Below are 19,087 nucleotides of genomic sequence, written 5' to 3' on the forward strand. Positions count from 1 at the left end.
TTAAAAATTTATAAATTACTTATGATATGGATGATTGTTTATAATAGTTAATCCTCTAAATATCTGCTCACTTAAAACCAAAGTCGCTAATTTATGAGCAAATGTTAAATTACTTAATTTAATTGTAGTATCACAAAGATCTAAAAACTCTCTTTGAAAACCATATGCTCCACCAATAAAAAAGTTTATCTGTATTTTATTTTCTAAAAGATTTGAAAAAGCAAATGTATCAATATTTTTTCCTAAAACATCAAGAGCAACATTATAACCTTTTAAATATGGTTGATAAGTTTTTGTGTAGATTTTTTGTGCCTCTTCTTGGCTTATATTTTGAGCTTTTGATATCTCATTATTAAAAATATAATGAATATTTATCTTTGAGTATTTACTTGACATCTTTATAAAATCATTTATTAATTTATCAAAATCATCATTTGATGCCTTTGCAATCATATAAATATCTATTTTCAATTTAAAAAACCACTTCCAACGCAGTTAAATCTAACATTTTCTATTTTATCTTCAACATTAACTCCACCAATTGCACAAACTGGGTGTTTTGATATTTTTGCAAGATAACTTAATTTTTCACCTAAAATATTTGATATATCTTTTGTATTTGTAGTTTTATAAGCTCCAAGCCCAATCATATCAAGTTCAAGATTGTTTGCTTCTAGAATTTCAAATTCATTATGAGTTGAAAGACCTAAAAGTTTATCTTTTATTTTTGCTCTTAATAGTTTAACAGCTATTTTTTTATCTTTATTAATTAAAGAGATATCCTCTTGTCCTATATGAAGACCATCTGAATAATCTATTAAATCTAGTTTATCATTTATTATTATTGGAATATTTAGATTTTGTTTTAAATATATTAAGTTCTTTTTTTGAATATCTAAAGTTGAATTTTTATCTCTATATTGCAAAAGAACGGCTTTGCTATCTTTTACTTTTTTAACAAAATCTTCTAAGCTTATATTTTTTTTAATAAGTGTTTCATAATCACATAAAACATAAAGCAAGTTAAAATCTTTGAGTTTATAACCCAAAGATTTCTCTAAGTTTGAGAGCATTTTAGCTAATTTTCTTTTGTCCAAAAATTGTAAGAAGATCTGAAATTGTTTTCTTCATCTCTTTTCTATTTACAACCATATCAATTGAGCCTTTTTCTAGTAAAAATTCAGCTCTTTGGAAACCTTCAGGTAAATCAGCACCAATAGTTTGCTTAATAACTCTTTGACCAGCAAATCCAATAAGTGCACCTGGTTCTGCCATAATAATATCACCCAAAAATGCAAATGAAGCAGATACTCCACCCATTGTAGGATCTGTTAAAATAGAGATATAAGGAAGTTTTTCACTATCAAGTCTTTTTAACGCAGCACTTGTTTTTGCCATTTGCATCAATGAGAAAGTTGACTCTTGCATTCTAGCACCTCCAGAAGCTGATACAATTATAACAGCCTCTCTTTTCTCAATAGCTCTATTTACAGCTCTTACAATTTTTTCACCCTCAACGCTACCTAAACTTCCACCCATAAATGCAAAATCAAAAACTACAAGCTGAACAGCAATTGAGTTTATTGTACATTCACCACTAATAACACTTGAAACTCTTCCTGTTTTTGCAAATCCATCTTCAACTCTTTTTTTATACGAAAGTTTATCTACAAACTTTAAAGGATCATTTGGTTTTAGATTTGCATCAAACTCTACAAAGCTGTTTTCATCTGCTAAAATCTCTATTCTTCTTTTTGCACCAACTCTTAAATGAAAACCACATTTTGGGCAAACATTATCTTGATTTTCTATCTCTTTAATAAACATTAAAGCGTTACAACTAGAGCATTTTATCCAGTGACTTGGAGCTTCACTCTTTTTTGCTTGTTCTTTATCTTTATTATCAAATGAAATTTTACTAAATAGGTTTTTTAAATCCACAACCCTCTCCTTATTTTTCTAAAGCGATATTATATTCAAATATTGCTAAATATTTTTAAATTTCTCAATTTCGTCAAGTTTTTCCCATGGATAATCAGGCTGTCCAACTTGTCCACGCGCAGCTACATCTGCATATAAAAAACTATCTTTTGATGGTTTATCTAATTTAAATTTTTCTGTAATCCATCTTGGAGTTAAAGGAAAATTTTCCATTACAAATGAAGATAATACATCATCATTATGTTTTGTGTATGTTCCCATTGTATCAACAGAAACTGAAGTAGGTCTTGCTACACCAATTGCATAAGATATTTGAACAATTGCTTTTTTAGCTAAATTGGCAGCAACTATATGTTTTGCAATCCATCGTGCTGCATAAAGTCCACTTCTATCAACTTTTGTATAATCTTTTGAACTTTGAGCTCCACCACCAATTGGTGCATATCCACCAAAACTATCAACTATTAGCTTTCTTCCTGTTAATCCACTATCGTGAAGTGAACTATGATTTACATATCTTCCTGTTGGGTTAATATGAATAATTGTGCTATTTTTATCATAAAGTTTATCAGGCAGACCAGAGTCATCAATTAACTCTTGAATAATTGCTCTAACCTCTTCGATTTTTAAGCTCTCATTTGATGGAGCTGAAACTACAATTGTATGAATTTTTTGAGGTTTACAATTTTCAAAATTCTCTTTTGTTCCATAATCAACTGTAACTTGAGTTTTTATATCAACACCAAATTTATCTTTATGCTCTAAAGCATATTTATAAACTCTATCGCAAAGTCTTCTTGCATAAACAATTGCTGAAGGCATAAATTCAGCAGCTTCACAAGAGGCAAATCCAAACATAATTCCTTGATCTCCAGCACCTATTTCTCCAGTTGTTTGATCAACACCTTGACTTATATCAGGGCTTTGTTGATTTAATAAAACTTGAACTTGTACATCATCTGGATGAAGTGCTTGCTCTTTTGTAAATGCGCTTTTACCATCGTATCCAATTTTTGCTAATGCATCTTTTACAATATTTTCATAATCATTTTGTGATAATTTTGCATTTGATTTTACTTCACCACCAATAACAACATGCTTTCCAGCTACAAACACTTCAGAAGCAACTCTACTGTTACTATCTTCAATAATTAATCTATCAACTATTGAGTCTGCAATAATATCAGCACATTTATCAGGGTGACCAGGGCTTACTACTTCACTTGTAAATAAGTATTGTGATTTTTTTTCCATTTTTGTTTTCCATCCTTTGTTTTCCACAAGCTATGCTTGAGTTGTTTTCCATCTTTTGTTTTCCATTTTGTCTTTTATAAGAATTAAAATAAAAATTTAAAGAGTTCGATTTGCTATAAAGAGCAAAAAGTTTAAAATTCTAGCTAAATATTTCTTTTATTTACTTTTTTCTTTTAACTGTTTTCTAAAATTCTTTAATATATTTCGCTCTTCTTTTAGTTTTAATCTATCTTCAATATTGTTTTCTTTTTTGATTTTTTTATCAATTTTTGAAATTTTATCCTCTATTTTATCTCTTAATTTATCTATTTTTCTTATTTTTAACTCTTCATTATTCTCTATTAAAAATAGATAGTTTTTTGCCTTTTCAAGAATTTTTGCTAGCTTCATAATCTTCTCCTAACTCTTTTATAGTTGAATCTTGAATCCATAAAACTTTTGATACACTTATTAAACGACTAATTATTAAATTAGCATGATAACTATCATTTAAAAGAGTTGTTGCCATCTTTTTATCAACTCTTTTCTCTCTAATTAAAATATCAATTCTTCTAGTTCCAATTACATCTAATCTTTTTAAATTCTCTTTTAAAAGCTCTGATTTTGATAAAACATCTATATCATCTTTACTATTTTTCATCTCATTTATTGTATTTATAGTCTTTGCAATAGCTTCTCTTATGTTGTTATACTCATCTTTTATATAGTTATTATTGCTTGATATATACTTTCTTACATTTTTTTGAAGCTCTTTTGTGTTTTTTACAGATTCAGCTATATCTCTACAAGAATTTCTTAAATCATTCAAATATAGTTTTTTTTCATCATCAAGTTCATTTATAAAATATGTAGAGTAATCAATAATATCACTATATAAAGATTTAATTCTGCTCTCATAAAACTCATCAATATTTAAATCAATAATATCAGATGACTCTTTTACAATTTTACCAATATCTTTTTTTCCTAAATATTTATGCCTGTGAAGCATAATTGCATGACTTAAAACTTCACTTGCATTATCATATAAATGAATAGTCTCTTTTCTTGTAGCTTTCAGTGCTGCAAAAGGTACTGCAACTACTTCCATATTAAGAAATTTTGGTTTAGTAATATAACTCTCTTTCTCTTCAACAAATAGTTTTTTAAGAAAAATTACTAAGCTTGGAATAAAAAATGAGAAAATTATAAGACCAACTAAATTAAATAGAGTATGAAAAACAGCCAATTTCATAGCCCAATCATCACTTCTAATTCCCAAATATTTTGATATATAATCAACAAAATCAATCATAAGATATAAAGAGGCTAAAGTAATAACAGCAGTTATTCCTTTAAATATAAACAATCCAACTGCCATTCTTTTACTATTTGCATTTGAAACCATAGCTCCTAAAGCTGCCGTTGTTGCTGTTCCTATATTTGCTCCAACTGCTATTGCCATAGCATTTATATATACAATTTGACCTGTTACTAAAGCTGTTATAGTTAGTGCCATTGTTGCACTACTTGATTGAATAATAACTGTTGCAACAGCTCCAACAACTGTATATATTATAATTCCAGCATATCCATCAATAGCAAATTGAGCTAAATCAATCCCTTGTTTTAAATCCTCAAACCCATCTTTCATATATCCAATACCTAAAAAGACAAATCCAAGACCTAAAAGAATATTTCCAACTCCTTGAAAATTTCTATCTTTATAGAATCTAAAAATTACACCAAAAATAACCATAGGGAGAGCAAAAGCAGCTATATCAATCTTAACACCAAGAGTTGACACAATCCAAGTTGTAGCAGTTGTTCCAACTGCTGATCCAAATACAACTCCAAGTGCACCTGCAAGTGAGATTATTTTTGCTGATAAAAATGAGATTACAATAATTGCAATCAATGATGAGCTTTGTAAAATTGCAGTTGCAGTTATTCCCAAAAAGATAGATTTTGAGTTTGTATTTGTGCTATTAGCGATTAATTTTTCTAAAATTCCACCACTAAAAAATTTAAATCCATCCTCCATAAATTGCATACCAATTATAAAAACGGCAACTCCAGCAACTATATACTTAGAGTCCTCATTTATATAAAGCAAATATGCCAATGAGACTAAAAGTATGTAGGAGAGATATCTTTTCATCTATTCAACTGTTACTGATTTTGCAAGGTTTCTTGGCATATCTACATCATTTTTTAATCTAATTGATATCTCCATAGATAAAAGTTGAAGTACAATTAACATCTCAAAAAACTCAAGCATATAGTGTTCACAATCATCTATTTTTATAAAATCATCTGCTAATTCAAAATCTTGTGAAGATATTGCACAAATTGTACTATCTCTTGCACTTAGCTCCTCAACATTTGATTTTATTTTGTCATACAACATATTTTTTGGCATAAGTGCAATTGTAAATAGCTCTGGATCAGCAAGTGCTATTGGTCCATGTTTCATCTCACCAGCTGCATACCCTTCAGCGTGTAGATATGATATCTCTTTAAGTTTTAATGCACCTTCAAGAGCCAAAGGATAAAATACATCTCTTCCTATAAAGAAAAACCCATGACCATGAAGATATCTTTTTGATAATCTTTTTGCTTTTTCATGAATATTTTCATAAACTTTTAAAGATTTTGGAACCTCTCTTAAAGTATTAACCTCATTTTCAAGCTTATCTTTTGATATTGTTTTTCTAATTTGTGCAAAATATAGACTCAGCATCCATAAAACTACAGTTTGAGTAGAGAATGCTTTTGTTGAAGCAACCCCTTTTTCTATTCCAGCTCGTGTAAGAATTGTAAAATCTGCAACTCTTGTCATTGATGAGTTATCAACATTACAAACAACCAATGTTTTTAATCCAGCTTTTTTTGCCATTTTTAAAGCTTCCAAAGTATCTGCTGTCTCACCACTTTGAGAAACTACAACAAAAAGTATATCTTTTGTTAAAAGTGGATCTTTATATCTAAATTCACTAGCAACTTCAACACTACATTTTATTTTTGAAACTCTTTCAAAAAGATATGAAGATGTAAGTCCTGCATGATAAGATGTTCCACAAGCACAAATTTTAATCTCATTTATACCATCTAATATTTTTGAATCTATCTCATCAAAATTTATCTCACTATCTTTTACACGCCCTAACATACAATCACTTACAACAACACTTTGCTCATAAATCTCTTTTTCCATAAAGTATCTAAAACCATCTTTTTGAGCAAACTGTTTTGATGTAGGAAGTTTTGACCAAACAACATTTTTACAAAAAAACTCTATTCCATCTCTAGAAGCAACTCCTCCAACTTTATCATCAAGATAGACAACATCACTTGCAAATCCTATAAGTGCAGAATCTGAAGATGCAAATAAAACTTCATCTTTTTCTATTCCATGCCCAACAATCATTGGACTTCCAAGTTTATAGAAAAATATTTTCTCAGGCTCATCTTTTGTGATTAATAAAATAGCATAAGCTCCCTCAAGCCTTTTTATAGTCTCTTGAAATGATTTTTTTGGATCTTTTAATTTATTGTTATAGTGTTCAAAAAGGTGAACAATAACCTCTGTATCTGTTTGAGATACAAATTTATGTCCCAAAGATATAAGCTCCTCTTTTAACTCTTTGTAGTTCTCTATAATTCCATTATGAACAACATAAGAGTATTGACCTAAATGAGGATGTGCATTTACTTCTGTTGGTTTACCATGAGTTGCCCATCTAGTATGTCCAATTCCAAGGTTATATTTATCTTTTTTACTCTCATTAACTTTATCTTCAAGATTTACAAGTTTACCAACTGCTTTAAAAACATCAATTCCAGCATCATTTAAAACAGCAATTCCAGCACTATCATAACCTCTGTACTCTAACTCTTTTAATCCATCCAATAAAATTTTACAAGTATCATACTTTCCTATATAACCAACTATTCCACACATAAAAAATCCTTAAATATCATTTTTAAAAATATAAGATTTTAGCTAAAAGTAGCTAAATATCTAGTTTGCTTAAAAGCTTATCGTGAATCTTTCCATTTGTTGCAACTATATATTTATCCTTAAACATATCATAAGTTGTTCCAGCAATATTTGAAACAGTTCCACCAGCTTCACTTAAAATTATAACTCCAGCACTAACATCCCAAGGTTTTAAATTCATCTCATAGTAACCTTCATAAACACCTTTTGCAACCATACATAAATCAATAGATGCACTTCCAAGTCTTCTTAAATCTTGACACTCTGGTAAAATATTCTCTATCTTTTTTATCACATCTTTTAAATCTTTTGTATTTTCACCACTACTATATGGAAATCCTGTTGCTAGAAGTGATTTTTGTAAATCATCTTCAATACTCACTTTAATTTTTTTACCATTTAAAAATGCACCTTTTTTATTTTTAGCAAAATATAACTCATCTAAAATAGGATTATATACTACACCAATATAAGGTTTTTTATCTTTATAAACTCCAACTGAAATTGCAGTATGTGGAACTTTATTTACGAAATTTGTTGTTCCATCTATTGGGTCTATTATAATTGAACTACCAAATTCAACTCTACTATTATCTGACTCTTCTGCTATTATATTAAACTCTTTAAAATATCTTTTAAACTCTTTTTTCAAAAACTCCTCAATAGCTAAATCATACTTTGTAACCAAATCTTTTTTAGCTTTAAAGTTTACATCTTTTTTTGAATAGTAACCATCTTTTAATATTTTTCCAGCCTCTTTTATAATTTTTATAAGTCGCTTTTCCATAATATTCCTAAAAATTTTTGATCTATTATATCCAAAATATTTTTTTTGCCAATAAATAAAAAAGCATCCCAAAAAATTGAGATGCTTAAAAAATTGATATAAAATACTCCCCGAAAACTATTTATATAGATAATTTCTCCCGTGTGATAGAAATTATACAAAAGAAATGTAAGAAAAATGTAATATTTTTAATTTTTTAATTTTTTTTAAAAATATATCTAAATATATTTTGTCCTTTTTTATAGTAAACATCATATCTAATACCATTTTTTATACATATATTACTAACCATAAAAAGACCTAAACCAAGACCCCTTTTTGCTTCATTTTCTCGATGATTTTTATTAAATATAATATCTTTATTTTTTATCTCATCTCCAAAACTTCTAAACTCCAAAATAGCCTCTTTTTCATTTTCTATTAAAACTACATCTATTATCTTATCTTTAGAACCATATTTTATAGCATTTGATAAGTTATTATCTATTATTCTTTCAAGTTCAATATCATTTATATAAATATAACTGGACTCTTCAATTTGCGGTTCTATCTTTTTAAAGTTTACTTTACTAATTGTTGAAAAGAAATTTATTCTCTCAATTAATGAGGTTTTTAAATCTACTTTTTTAGGCTTATATGAGATTGTATCCGAAGTTAAAAGATATGATAAATCTTCATAAGAGTTTGAAAGCATATTTATAGATGCATCAATTTGATCAATAAATGTATTCATACTACTATCTTTTTGAAACTTTTTTATCATCTCACTATTCATTAAAATATTTGTCAAAGGAGTTCTTATTTGATGAACAGTATCTGCAATGAATTTTTTATTCTCCTTTAAAAGATTACTATTTTGTTCTAACTCATTTGTAAATTTATCATATAAAATATTGTACTTTTTTGCAATTCTTGATAACTCATTATTGTAAGTTAATAACTCCTCTTCTACTTTTTTAGACTCTTTAATACTTTTTAAAATAGCCTCTATTGGTTTTGTAAATCTATTTTGAACAAATATAAAAATCAAAAAAAGTATAAAAACAATTACAAAAAGTGAACCTATATAGAGATTTTTTATATCTTTTAAAAACTCAACTCTATTACTTAAATCAATTTCAAGCTCCATAACAACATTCTCAAAACCCAAAAATTGAAACATATTTTTATCAAATATTGGTGCTGTTATAGTTAAAAGATTGGATTCTAAATTTTGAGTTTGTGCAAAGTTTATAGCTGAATTTACAATTGTAGAGTTTGTAATATTACTATTTTTAATAATATCTAAAGAGTCATACAAACTTTTCTTTGTCTCATTTTCTAGTTTTTTCAATAGATTATAGTATGAGTAACCATCTTTATTTTTAAAAACTCTATATACTCTTACACTATTATTTGATTGAAGATTTTCAACAACAAAAGAGATTGAACTATTTTTAATTTGAGTGTTTATAAAAGATAATTCCAAAAATATATCTTTTGATACTGAAGCATAAGCATATAATCTATACTCTAAATTTATTGGGTCACTATTTATAAACTTTGAAAAATATATATTTCCATCTAAACTCTTATTCATAAGAGTTCTAGCATCACTTATATTTGTTAAATCCAAATTTAAATCTTTTAAATCTGTTGTTTTATAAACTACATATGACTTATCTATTAAATATAGTTCAAAATCATAATTTTGTAAATTGTACTTTTTTTTCAACAAAAGCTTTAACTCATCTAAATCCATACTACTATCTTTTTTAAATAGAATTAAAGCATCATTTGCAATATTAAAAAAAAGATCTCCTGCATCATTAAACTCAATACTTCTGTTTTGAATAGAGTTTGATATAGCTTTTTTATGAAGTCTTACCTCACTATTTACAAATCTTTTTAAATCCTCATCATACTGATTTTTATAAGAGATATAATTTATAGTTAAAACAAAAAACAAAATTGCTGATAAAAATAGTATAAAAATATATAGTTGATATCTAAGTTTCATTTTAAATCTTTTTTTATCTCAAATCTATATCCAACACCTGTCTGTGAGAAAATAAATTTCTCATCACTATTAAAATATTTTCTCAATCCATTTACAAGCTGTCTTAAAGGATAAATATTTTTTATATCGTTCTCCCAAACATAATTTTCTAAAATCTCTGTTGATACTGTTTTATTCAGATTTTTAAGCAAAATAGTTAAAAGTCTTCTCTCTTTTCTTCTAATTCTAACAAGTTTTGAATCTATTGTAAGCTCTTCTGAAATAAGATTATAAGATATATTTTTAGATATTTTAATAATATTCTTATCTTCAATTTTTCCATATATTTTATCTATTTTTATCTCTAACTCTTCAAGATAAAATGGTTTTTTAATATACTCATCACAACCATTTTTATATGCAGTTTTAATATTTTCCAACTCCAAAGATGCTGTTATTATAATAATTGGACTTTTTATATCTTTATCTCTTATGGACTTTAAGATCTCTAATCCAGAAACTTTTGGAATATTAATATCCAAAATATATAAATCATAAAAATTTTTATCAATATAATAAAGTGCCTCTTCGCCATCTTCTAAAGAGTCAACTTCATAACCTTTATATTTTAAAAAATTAGTAATAGTAGTATTTAATTGAATATCATCTTCTATAATTAAAATTTTCATTCTAGCATTTTATCTAACTATATATTTAAAGACAAAATAGATAAAATCTTTTATGAAAAAATTTATAAAAATAGAGAGCAATATAGTAAATTTTGGTGATTGTAAAAATTGTGAAGCAAGATGTTGCAAAGGAGCTTTTGGAACATTATTTTCACAAATATTAAAAGAAGAGTTTGAAGTTCTTTATCAAAATTTTCCAATCTTATTTATTTTTGGCTCAAAAGGTTTTATAAAACCTATTATTTTAATATCAAATGGTTATGACTCATGCCCTTATTTAAAAAACAATCTTTGTTCTATTTATGAAAAAAGACCAAATGTTTGTAGAGTCTATCCATTAAGTCCAAATCTTGATAACTCAATCTATATAGATAGTTCTTGTCCTGAAGTTTTTAAAGAAACAAATAGTTTAGATATAGAAGTTGATTTTTTTTCAAATTATCAAGAAAGCTACCTAGATACTCACTTTGAGTTTAATAATCTAAAAATTGATGATTTTGAAGAGCTACTTTTTATAAAAAATATGAAATTTTTTAAATATATTGGAAAAGAGAGTTCAAAATATTTAGATTTTCATAAACTTTCCCTAAAAAATCTTAAAAATTATAGTTTTTATAAATAAAAAAAAGAGAGTGAATTTTCACTCTCTTTAAAAACTACTATTTGATGATTACATCATTCCAGGCATTCCGCCCATTCCACCCATACCGCTCATATCAGGCATTGATGGTTTATCCTCTTTAATATCTGTAACAGTTGCTTCAGTTGTTAAAAGTAGTGATGCTACTGAAACAGCATTTTGCATTGCAACTCTTTCAACTTTTGCAGGATCTACAATTCCAGCTTCAAACATATCTACATACTCACCACTTGCAGCGTTGAATCCTAAGTTTTCATTTGAAGATTTTTCAACCTCATTTGAAACAACACCAGCATCATAACCAGCATTTAAAGCAATCTGTTTTAGAGGTGCTTTAATAGCTCTTAAAACAATAGCAGCTCCAATTTGCTCATCGCCACAAAGCTCAAGTTTTACTTTAGCAGCAGCTCTTATAAGTGCAGCTCCACCACCAATTACAATTCCCTCTTCAACAGCAGCTCTTGTTGCACTTAAAGCATCATCAACTCTATCTTTTTTCTCTTTCATTTCAGTCTCTGTTGCAGCACCAACTTTAATAACAGCAACTCCACCACTTAATTTTGCAAGTCTCTCTTGAAGTTTCTCTCTATCATAATCACTTGTTGTATTAGCAATTTCTGCTTTAATTTGATTTACTCTTGCAAGAACTGCATCTTTACTTCCACTTCCATCAACAATAGTTGTATTATCTTTATCAATTACAATTTTAGAAGCCGTTCCAAGTGCACTTAAATCTGTAGTTTCAAGTTTCATTCCCATCTCTTCAGATACAACAGTTGCACCTGTTAAAACAGCAATATCTTCAAGCATTGCTTTTCTTCTATCACCAAATCCTGGAGCTTTTACAGCTGCAATTTGTAATGCACCTCTTAATCTATTTACAACCAAAGTTGCAAGTGCTTCACCATCTACATCTTCAGCAATAATAAGAAGTGGACGACCTGCTTTATTTACACCTTCAAGTATAGGTAAAAGCTCTTTTAGTGAAGAGATTTTTTTATCATATAGTAAAATAAATGGATTATTAAACTCTGTTGTCATTTTTTCAGGATTTGTAACAAAATATGGACTTAAATATCCTCTATCAAACTGCATTCCCTCTACAACATCAAGTTCATCTGAGATTCCTTTAGCCTCTTCAACAGTAATAACTCCATCTTTCCCAACTTTTTCCATAGCTTCAGCAATCATTTTTCCAATTGCACTATCTGAGTTTGCTGAAATTGTTGCAACTTGCTCAATTTCAGTTTTGTTTGCAACAACTTTTGAAGATTTTTTAAGCTCTACTAAAATAGCTTCACAAGCCTTGTCCATTCCTCTTTTTAAAGATATTGGATTTGCACCCGCTGTTACATTTCTAAGTCCCTCTTTGAAAATTGAGTGAGCTAAAACTGTTGCTGTTGTTGTTCCATCACCAGCTTCATCGGCAGTCTTACTAGCAACCTCTTTTACAAGTTGAGCACCCATATTCTCTAAAGTATCAGCAAGTTCTATCTCTCTTGCAACACTTACACCATCTTTTGTAATTGTTGGAGCACCAAAAGATTTTTGTAATAAAACATTTCTTCCTCGTGGTCCCATTGTAACTTTTACTGCATCGCAAAGTTTTTCAACACCTGCATATAATCTATTTCTTGCATTATCACTAAATATAATCTCTTTTGCCATAATATTTTCCTTTTATGTTAATTTTAATTTATTAAATATGTAAATAGACTCTTATTTACATAACTCCAATTACATTTTCAATATTTAAAATAAGATAATCTTTGCCTTCTAGTTTAATCTCAGTTCCTCTGTATTGTTCAAAAACAACTATATCTCCAAGATTTACATCTTCAACTTTACTTCCAACAGCAATTACTTTTGCAGTTTGAGGTTTCTCTTTTGCATTATCAGGAATAATTATCCCACTTGCAGTTTTGTTCTCAACCTCAGTTCTCTCAACTAGAACTCTTTCACCTAGTGGTTTAAAATTCATTTTCTTTCCTTTTATATATGATTTAAATTTTATTATTAGCTTAAAACTTAGCACTTGCTAGTTTTAAGTGCCAAATTCTATACAATTTTTTCTTTTTTGTCAATAAACCTTTAGTCAATTTAACTAAGAGTTGTATTTTTTGTGCCTATTTATGTAGTTTGTTAAAAGTTCTAAAAGAGAATCTTGTAGATTTTTATCAAAGTTATTTAATTTTTGTAAACACTTATTTGCCAATTTATCAGCACTATTCATTGCCTCTTTAAGTCCTAAAAGATTTACAAAAGAGTTTTTTAAACTATCATTTTGTGTAGTTTTACCAGCAACTTCACTGCTTTCAAGCTCATCAATAATATCATCTTGGATTTGAAATAGAAGTCCTAAATCTATTCCAAAATCATATAACTCATCTTGAATTTGCTCACTGTATGAAGCAATTACAGCGCCCATTTTAAGAGACGCAGCTATTAATTTAGCAGTTTTATTTATATGTAAAAACTCTAACTTCTCAAGTTCTAATATTTGTTTTTCAAAGTGGCAATCTATTGCTTGACCAATTATCATACCATTTAAACCACCATTATGTGCCAAAAGTTTTATTAACTCAATTTTTACATCATTATGAAGTGAAGCATTTGCTATTAGATTAAAGGCTTCACTATTTAAAGCATCTCCTACAAGTATAGCAGTTACCTCATCATATTTTGTATGAAGTGTAGGAAATCCTCTTCGTAAACTTGCATTATCCATAGAAGGCAAATCATCGTGTATTAGTGAGTATGTATGTAAAAATTCAATAGCAAGTGCTACTTTTAAACTATTATCAACTAAAAGTGGTTTTTTTGATTCTACAACACTTAAAAGCAACATTGGTCGAAATCTTTTTCCACCAGCTTTTAGCATATCTTGCATAGCTTCCTCAAAGTGTGGATGAAATGACTCTATCTTTGGAAGGTTATTTAGAAGGTAATCTTCAAATTTATTTAATAAATCTTTCATCTATTTTTGACCAAAAGCACCTAAATTACCCATTAGGTTCATTGCCATTCTTTTTTTATTCTCTTCACTTTGTTTTATAATATCATTCATGCAAGAGATTAGAAGTATTTGTAATGAGTCTTTATCTTCAAGAAGTGAGTCATCAATTTTTAAATCAACAACTTCTGAGTTTCCATTTATTGAAATCTCAACCATTCCACCACCTGCTTTTGCAGTAAATAGATTTTGTGCATTTTTTGATTCTTGCTCTTTTGCCATATCTTGGAATTTATTTATCATATCACCAAGATTTAAGTTTTTTAAATCAATACCATCAAACATAGTTACCACCTACTAAATCATTTGTAATAAGTTCAATATTATTTTTATCATCTACTAGCACAACAGTTGGTTTATAATTTTTTAACTCTTCTTCACTATATGTTGCATAAGCAATTACAATTATCTTATCTCCAACAGATACTTTTCTAGCAGCTGCTCCATTTAAGCACATATCTCTTTTTCCAAACTCACCTTTAATAACATAAGTTTGAAATCGCTCTCCATTGTTAATATTTACAACATCAACTTTTTGTCCAACTCTAAGATTACTAGCATTCATAAGCTCTTCATCAATAGTAATTGAACCAACATAGTTAAGATTTGCATCACTTACAGTTGCTCTATGAATCTTACTGTATAACATCTCAAATGTCATATCATTTAATCCTTTTCATCTAATTTTCAAAGCTTATATATTATACTAAATTTCTAAAAAATCTTATTAAAGGAAAAAAGTGAAAAAAGTTTTATTAATATCTTTATTTTGTACAATTTTATTTGCAAAAGATCCAGTAGCTATTATTGATACAAATATGGGAATAATCAAAGTTGAGTTAAAACCACAACTTGCTCCAAAAGCAGTTGAAAACTTTGTAACTCACTCAAAAAATGGTTACTACAATAATCAAATTTTTCATAGAGTTATAAAAAATTTTATGATTCAAGGTGGAGATCCAACAGGAACTGGAACTGGTGGAAAATCGATTTGGAATAGAGATTTTGAAGATGAGTTTTCATCAAAAGCTATCTTTGATAAACCTTTTATTTTAGCAATGGCAAATAGAGGTCCAAACACAAATGGAAGTCAATTTTTTATAACAACAACTGCAACTTATTGGTTAAATGGTTACCACACAATATTTGGATATGTAGTTGATGGTTTTGATGTTGTAAGAAGTATTGAAAATGTAAAAACAACTGGAAGATATGGTGGTGATAAACCTATTAGTGATGTGAAAATAAATAGTATAAAAATAGAGGAGTAAAGAAGATATTAATCTTCTAACTCTTCTTTACTAACAACTCTTTCAATATCCATAATAACTAGCATTTGATAATCTTCTACCCTAACATAACCTTTTAAATATTTAGAAGGAATAGCAGAACCCATCTCAGCAACAGGTGCAAGCATACTTGTATCAATTTTTTGTGTATCATCAACTAAATCTACAACAATTCCAACCATTCTTTTATCTTCAGTAATTACAATAATAATAGATGTATTTACATCATATACAATTGGTCCTGTATTAAATTTAATTCTAATATCTAAAATTGGAACAACTTCCCCTCTTGAATTAATCAAACCTTTTACCCATTCAGATGTATTTGGTAAAGTTGTAATATGATCAGGATAAGTTAAAATCTCTTTTATTTTTGGAAGTTCAATAGCATATTTCATTTTTCCTAATTCAAATGTCATAAACTCAGTAACATTTGAGCTACTTTTTTCTCTTGAGTTCTTATTTTCCATCTTCTATCCTTGTTTAAATATTTTGCAAAATTGCAATATTATACTTTTTGTTCACTTAAACTAATAATTTTTGCTATTGCTTTTATTTTAGCTGTTTGAAGTTCTATCTTGTCATCTACTTTTAAATTATCCAAAGATACTATTTTATTACCTTTAGAGAGTTGAACAAAACCAACTTTATCTTTTTTTTCTGGATTGTTTATTGCAAAAGATTGTTTTAGATTTTCTAAGTTATTTGAAAAAATATCTAATCTTGAAGATAACGTTCTTTTAAAACTATCTTCTAAAAGCTTAATTTGTGCATCAAAAAATATTAGTTTTGACTCTATTGAGTTTTGTTTAAATAAAGATTTTAAATTTACTAACTCTTGCTCTTTTCTTTGAAGAGTATTTTTTAATTTTGATTTTAACTCATTTACTAAACTATCAATATATAAAAGATGCTCATTTGCATTTGGAAGTGCTATTTCTATTGCATTTGATGGAGTTGCAGCTCTAATATCTGCTACAAAATCGCTTATTAAATAATCAATTTCATGTCCAACAGCTGAGATAATTGGTGTTTTTGCTTCAAAAATAGCATTGGCAACAAGCTCACTATTAAAAGACCATAAATCTTCAATACTTCCACCACCTCGACCAACAATCATAATATCACAATTTAAACTATCTGCAATTTTGATATTTTTTACAATATCTTCAATGCTTCCAGCTCCTTGAACTAAAGTTGGAATAAGTATAAACTCAACTAAATTCCATCTAGCACTTGCAACTTTTTTCATATCTTCAATAGCAGCTCCAGTAGCACTTGTAACAATTGCTATTTTTTTTGGATATTTTGGTAAAGCTTTTTTAATACTTTGCTCAAAGTAACCTTTTGCTTGAAGTTTTGTTTTTAATTGCTCATAAGCTAAAGCCAAACTTCCAATTCCACTTGGCTCTATTTTTGTGCAAAGAAGTTGATAGTTTCCTCTTGGAACAAAAACTGTTATATTTGCAGTAATTACAACTTTTAATCCATTTTCAAGTTGAAATTTCAGATATTTTGTATTTCCTTTAAACATAACACAAGATATTGTTGAGTTGTCATCTTTAACTGAAAAATATATATGTCCAGAGCTATGATTTACTAAGTTTGAAATCTCTCCTTCTACTAGAACCTGCATAAATGTAGTTTCTAGTAGAGATTTGATTTGAGTATTTAATGTAGTTACACTAATAGGATTCATTAAACTTTTTTAGCAATTATTAGTGTTGAAATTTTCATAGAGAAAGCTTTTGTATAAATAGGCTCTAATCCAGCTTGTTTTAGCTCTTTTTGTAAATTTTCAGTTGTTAAAAACTCATCAATAGAGTCTGGTAAGTATCTATATGCCTCTTTATTTTTAGATATTAATCCACCTAAAATTGGTAAAATCTTATCCATATAAAATGCTGTTAAATGGTCAAGCAATGTCTCTTTTTTATTCTTAGTAAACTCACTAATTACAACTAATCCACCTTTTTTTAAAACTCTTGCAAACTCTACAAAAGCCTCTTGCCTTTGAACAACATTTCTAATTCCATAAGATATTGATACTATATCAGCACTCTCATTTTCTAGTGGCATTTTTGTAGCAAATGCCTCTATAAACTCAACCTCTGGAAGCTTCTTTTTACCAAACTCCATCATTCCAACGCTTGGATCTATTCCAACAATATTTTTTAGAGTTATACCTTTTTTCTTTGCATTTTGTTTCCAAAAAATTATCATATCACCTGTTCCACAAGCAACATCTACAATTTTTTCAATCTCTTGTTTTCCATAAAGTTCAAAAGTTTTATTACAAGCTTTATCTCTCCAGCTCTTATCAATTCCCATTGACATAACTCTATTTGCTTTATCATAAGTTGGAGCAATGTTGTTAAACATTGATACTATTTTTTCTTGTTTTTCCAAAATATTATCCTCTTTTTATATTTTATATTAGATATTTTCCAACAAAAATACCAAAAATCAAACCTATGTTCAATGAAACTGCAATCTTCATAATTGAGAGCCTCTTATCAACATAAGGAATTCTATTTACTATCTCTTCTTGAACTTTTAAACTAGCTTCAAAGTTGATTGAAGCTTTATCTAAATTATCAACTGCTTTTTTTATTGCAAGTTCGCTAAACTCCATTCTCTCAACAAGCTCTTTTGCTTGTTTGAAGCTCATTTCACTCATTTTTTAATCTCTATCCATCTATCTAAATCACAAAAAATTTTGTTTAAAGTATTAAGCACATAATCTTTTGCTTCAGTTTGAATTCTTCTAAAAAATAGATATTTTCTAGCAGATTCAACATCACCTAACTCTTTTGCCTCAATAGCTTTTTTTGCAAAATCTGTATTATTGTAAGCCATCTCCCAAACTGTACTTCCTAGGTATCTACTCATAGTAATAATTTTGTCATTTTGAACTGGAAAATATTTTGGATCTTTTACAAAATCACAAATCACAGAGTTTGAATCTAAATATTTATGCCCAAAGAAGTTTATAAACTGCTCACTATAATAATCTTCATGCATAGATATAGCTCGTGTAAGAGCAAATATAATATTCTCTTCTGGATTTTTCTCAATTTTTCTAATTTTTTTCATAGTTGCAATTGCATTTTTTCCATCAAGTTCACCATCACCTAAAGGAATAATCCACTTAACATTTCCAAAGCTACCAACTTTTTTTATCTCATCAAGAACTAGTGCTGAAGTCTTATTTCCACCAACATCAACTATAACTTGATGATTATCATCCATTAAAATCAACTCATCAAGTTCATTTATCTTATTAGTTCCTAGCATTCTTTTTTCTACTATTTCAGTTCTTGTAAAAGATCTTGAATCGTTATTTTCATCATCTATTTCAATATAAGTTATCTTTTTACCATGTTTTTTATACAAATATGGAGCAATTACCTGCATAGCAACAGTAGATTTTCCTACACCACCTTTTGTTTGTGGAATTATAATCATCTTATTTATCCTTTTGTAATACTTTTTTTAAATAATTTCTTTGAAA

The 19,087-nt window shown here is 27.9% G+C and carries 22 protein-coding genes; 2 read left to right on the plus strand and 20 right to left on the minus strand.

Features of this window, described 5'->3' with window-relative positions:
- Positions 1 to 15: 15 nt before the first annotated feature.
- The 10 genes from CRU94_RS01510 to CRU94_RS01555 form a co-directional block, all read right to left on the minus strand.
- Complete coding sequence (locus tag CRU94_RS01510) at positions 16 to 471, minus strand: 23S rRNA (pseudouridine(1915)-N(3))-methyltransferase RlmH (RefSeq protein ID WP_129105058.1); 456 nt, start codon at positions 469 to 471, stop codon at positions 16 to 18.
- Positions 468 to 1,073, minus strand: a complete 606-nt coding sequence (locus CRU94_RS01515) for a thiamine phosphate synthase (protein ID WP_129105059.1) — start codon at positions 1,071 to 1,073, stop codon at positions 468 to 470. Before CRU94_RS01515 ends, CRU94_RS01510 begins: the two co-directional genes overlap by 4 nt.
- A gap of 1 nt (position 1,074) precedes the next feature.
- A complete protein-coding gene (gene accD / locus CRU94_RS01520) occupies positions 1,075 to 1,941 on the minus strand; it encodes an acetyl-CoA carboxylase, carboxyltransferase subunit beta (RefSeq protein ID WP_129105060.1) in 867 nt (288 codons plus the stop codon).
- A 45-nt stretch (positions 1,942 to 1,986) separates the two neighbouring features.
- Positions 1,987 to 3,195: a methionine adenosyltransferase gene (gene metK / locus CRU94_RS01525; RefSeq protein WP_129105061.1), complete on the minus strand. Its 1,209-nt coding sequence runs from the start codon at positions 3,193 to 3,195 to the stop codon at positions 1,987 to 1,989.
- A 156-nt stretch (positions 3,196 to 3,351) separates the two neighbouring features.
- Complete coding sequence (locus tag CRU94_RS01530; protein ID WP_129105062.1) at positions 3,352 to 3,585, minus strand: hypothetical protein; 234 nt, start codon at positions 3,583 to 3,585, stop codon at positions 3,352 to 3,354.
- Complete coding sequence (locus CRU94_RS01535; RefSeq protein ID WP_129105063.1) at positions 3,563 to 5,335, minus strand: Na/Pi cotransporter family protein; 1,773 nt, start codon at positions 5,333 to 5,335, stop codon at positions 3,563 to 3,565. Before CRU94_RS01535 ends, CRU94_RS01530 begins: the two co-directional genes overlap by 23 nt.
- Positions 5,336 to 7,138, minus strand: coding sequence for a glutamine--fructose-6-phosphate transaminase (isomerizing) (gene glmS, locus CRU94_RS01540; RefSeq protein WP_129105064.1), 1,803 nt, complete (start codon positions 7,136 to 7,138; stop codon positions 5,336 to 5,338).
- A 52-nt stretch (positions 7,139 to 7,190) separates the two neighbouring features.
- Positions 7,191 to 7,964, minus strand: coding sequence for an inositol monophosphatase family protein (locus CRU94_RS01545; RefSeq protein WP_129105065.1), 774 nt, complete (start codon positions 7,962 to 7,964; stop codon positions 7,191 to 7,193).
- Between the two features lie 196 nt (positions 7,965 to 8,160).
- A complete protein-coding gene (locus tag CRU94_RS01550) occupies positions 8,161 to 9,963 on the minus strand; it encodes a sensor histidine kinase (protein ID WP_129105066.1) in 1,803 nt (600 codons plus the stop codon).
- Entirely contained in the window at positions 9,960 to 10,631 is a 672-nt protein-coding gene (locus CRU94_RS01555) for a response regulator transcription factor (protein WP_129105067.1), read from the minus strand. The genes CRU94_RS01550 and CRU94_RS01555 overlap by 4 nt, the downstream gene beginning before the upstream one ends.
- Before the next feature lie 52 nt (positions 10,632 to 10,683).
- Between CRU94_RS01555 and CRU94_RS01560 the strand changes: the two genes are divergently transcribed.
- Positions 10,684 to 11,253 (plus strand): YkgJ family cysteine cluster protein, encoded by a 570-nt coding sequence (locus CRU94_RS01560; protein ID WP_129105068.1) that lies wholly within the window; start codon positions 10,684 to 10,686, stop codon positions 11,251 to 11,253.
- Positions 11,254 to 11,301: 48 nt separating this feature from the next.
- On the opposite strand, the gene groL is transcribed toward CRU94_RS01560, so the two are convergent.
- The 5 genes from groL to panD form a co-directional block, all read right to left on the minus strand.
- Positions 11,302 to 12,939 (minus strand): chaperonin GroEL, encoded by a 1,638-nt coding sequence (gene groL / locus CRU94_RS01565; RefSeq protein ID WP_129105069.1) that lies wholly within the window; start codon positions 12,937 to 12,939, stop codon positions 11,302 to 11,304.
- A gap of 55 nt (positions 12,940 to 12,994) precedes the next feature.
- Entirely contained in the window at positions 12,995 to 13,252 is a 258-nt protein-coding gene (gene groES, locus CRU94_RS01570) for a co-chaperone GroES (protein WP_129105070.1), read from the minus strand.
- 123 nt (positions 13,253 to 13,375) lie between these two features.
- Positions 13,376 to 14,248, minus strand: a complete 873-nt coding sequence (locus CRU94_RS01575) for a polyprenyl synthetase family protein (RefSeq protein ID WP_129105071.1) — start codon at positions 14,246 to 14,248, stop codon at positions 13,376 to 13,378.
- Positions 14,249 to 14,569 carry a YbaB/EbfC family nucleoid-associated protein gene (locus tag CRU94_RS01580; protein WP_129105072.1) on the minus strand — a complete coding sequence of 107 codons (321 nt, stop codon included), beginning with the start codon at positions 14,567 to 14,569 and terminating at the stop codon, positions 14,249 to 14,251.
- Complete coding sequence (gene panD, locus CRU94_RS01585) at positions 14,562 to 14,945, minus strand: aspartate 1-decarboxylase (RefSeq protein ID WP_129105073.1); 384 nt, start codon at positions 14,943 to 14,945, stop codon at positions 14,562 to 14,564. The genes CRU94_RS01580 and panD overlap by 8 nt, the downstream gene beginning before the upstream one ends.
- 79 nt (positions 14,946 to 15,024) lie before the next feature.
- Here panD and CRU94_RS01590 point away from each other — a divergent pair, with 79 nt between their 5' ends.
- A complete protein-coding gene (locus CRU94_RS01590) occupies positions 15,025 to 15,555 on the plus strand; it encodes a peptidylprolyl isomerase (RefSeq protein WP_129105074.1) in 531 nt (176 codons plus the stop codon).
- An 8-nt stretch (positions 15,556 to 15,563) separates the two neighbouring features.
- Here the strand turns inward: CRU94_RS01590 and CRU94_RS01595 are convergent, their stop codons facing one another.
- Genes CRU94_RS01595 through CRU94_RS01615 form a run of 5 tightly spaced genes read right to left on the minus strand, consistent with a single transcriptional unit; the run spans position 15,564 to position 19,041 of the window.
- Positions 15,564 to 16,043, minus strand: a complete 480-nt coding sequence (locus CRU94_RS01595; RefSeq protein WP_129105075.1) for a chemotaxis protein CheW — start codon at positions 16,041 to 16,043, stop codon at positions 15,564 to 15,566.
- Positions 16,044 to 16,081: 38 nt separating this feature from the next.
- Positions 16,082 to 17,272, minus strand: a complete 1,191-nt coding sequence (gene xseA, locus CRU94_RS01600) for an exodeoxyribonuclease VII large subunit (RefSeq protein WP_129105076.1) — start codon at positions 17,270 to 17,272, stop codon at positions 16,082 to 16,084.
- Positions 17,272 to 17,982, minus strand: coding sequence for a bifunctional demethylmenaquinone methyltransferase/2-methoxy-6-polyprenyl-1,4-benzoquinol methylase UbiE (gene ubiE, locus CRU94_RS01605; RefSeq protein ID WP_129105077.1), 711 nt, complete (start codon positions 17,980 to 17,982; stop codon positions 17,272 to 17,274). Before ubiE ends, xseA begins: the two co-directional genes overlap by 1 nt.
- A gap of 22 nt (positions 17,983 to 18,004) precedes the next feature.
- The gene (locus CRU94_RS01610) at positions 18,005 to 18,253 is read right to left on the minus strand and encodes a hypothetical protein (protein WP_129105078.1); all 249 of its coding nucleotides are present in this window, start codon (positions 18,251 to 18,253) and stop codon (positions 18,005 to 18,007) included.
- Positions 18,250 to 19,041 (minus strand): hypothetical protein, encoded by a 792-nt coding sequence (locus tag CRU94_RS01615; RefSeq protein WP_129105079.1) that lies wholly within the window; start codon positions 19,039 to 19,041, stop codon positions 18,250 to 18,252. Before CRU94_RS01615 ends, CRU94_RS01610 begins: the two co-directional genes overlap by 4 nt.
- Positions 19,042 to 19,087: the final 46 nt, after the last annotated feature.

The sequence above is a fragment of the Arcobacter sp. AHV-9/2010 genome (assembly GCF_004116575.1).
GTDB classification, from domain to species: domain Bacteria; phylum Campylobacterota; class Campylobacteria; order Campylobacterales; family Arcobacteraceae; genus Aliarcobacter; species Aliarcobacter skirrowii.

Bases quoted from the DNA above. Each gene is read 5' to 3' on its own strand.
- CRU94_RS01515 (WP_129105059.1), bottom strand. From the start codon at position 1,073: ATGCTCTCAAACTTAGAGAAATCTTTGGGTTATAAACTCAAAGATTTT.
- metK (WP_129105061.1), bottom strand. From the start codon at position 3,195: ATGGAAAAAAAATCACAATACTTATTTACAAGTGAAGTAGTAAGCCCT.
- CRU94_RS01530 (WP_129105062.1), bottom strand. From the start codon at position 3,585: ATGAAGCTAGCAAAAATTCTTGAAAAGGCAAAAAACTATCTATTTTTA.
- CRU94_RS01535 (WP_129105063.1), bottom strand. From the start codon at position 5,335: ATGAAAAGATATCTCTCCTACATACTTTTAGTCTCATTGGCATATTTG.
- glmS (WP_129105064.1), bottom strand. From the start codon at position 7,138: ATGTGTGGAATAGTTGGTTATATAGGAAAGTATGATACTTGTAAAATT.
- CRU94_RS01545 (WP_129105065.1), bottom strand. From the start codon at position 7,964: ATGGAAAAGCGACTTATAAAAATTATAAAAGAGGCTGGAAAAATATTA.
- CRU94_RS01550 (WP_129105066.1), bottom strand. From the start codon at position 9,963: ATGAAACTTAGATATCAACTATATATTTTTATACTATTTTTATCAGCA.
- CRU94_RS01555 (WP_129105067.1), bottom strand. From the start codon at position 10,631: ATGAAAATTTTAATTATAGAAGATGATATTCAATTAAATACTACTATT.
- CRU94_RS01560 (WP_129105068.1), top strand. From the start codon at position 10,684: ATGAAAAAATTTATAAAAATAGAGAGCAATATAGTAAATTTTGGTGAT.
- groL (WP_129105069.1), bottom strand. From the start codon at position 12,939: ATGGCAAAAGAGATTATATTTAGTGATAATGCAAGAAATAGATTATAT.
- groES (WP_129105070.1), bottom strand. From the start codon at position 13,252: ATGAATTTTAAACCACTAGGTGAAAGAGTTCTAGTTGAGAGAACTGAG.
- CRU94_RS01575 (WP_129105071.1), bottom strand. From the start codon at position 14,248: ATGAAAGATTTATTAAATAAATTTGAAGATTACCTTCTAAATAACCTT.
- CRU94_RS01580 (WP_129105072.1), bottom strand. From the start codon at position 14,569: ATGTTTGATGGTATTGATTTAAAAAACTTAAATCTTGGTGATATGATA.
- panD (WP_129105073.1), bottom strand. From the start codon at position 14,945: ATGACATTTGAGATGTTATACAGTAAGATTCATAGAGCAACTGTAAGT.
- CRU94_RS01595 (WP_129105075.1), bottom strand. From the start codon at position 16,043: ATGGAAAATAAGAACTCAAGAGAAAAAAGTAGCTCAAATGTTACTGAG.
- xseA (WP_129105076.1), bottom strand. From the start codon at position 17,272: ATGAATCCTATTAGTGTAACTACATTAAATACTCAAATCAAATCTCTA.
- CRU94_RS01610 (WP_129105078.1), bottom strand. From the start codon at position 18,253: ATGAGTGAAATGAGCTTCAAACAAGCAAAAGAGCTTGTTGAGAGAATG.
- CRU94_RS01615 (WP_129105079.1), bottom strand. From the start codon at position 19,041: ATGATTATAATTCCACAAACAAAAGGTGGTGTAGGAAAATCTACTGTT.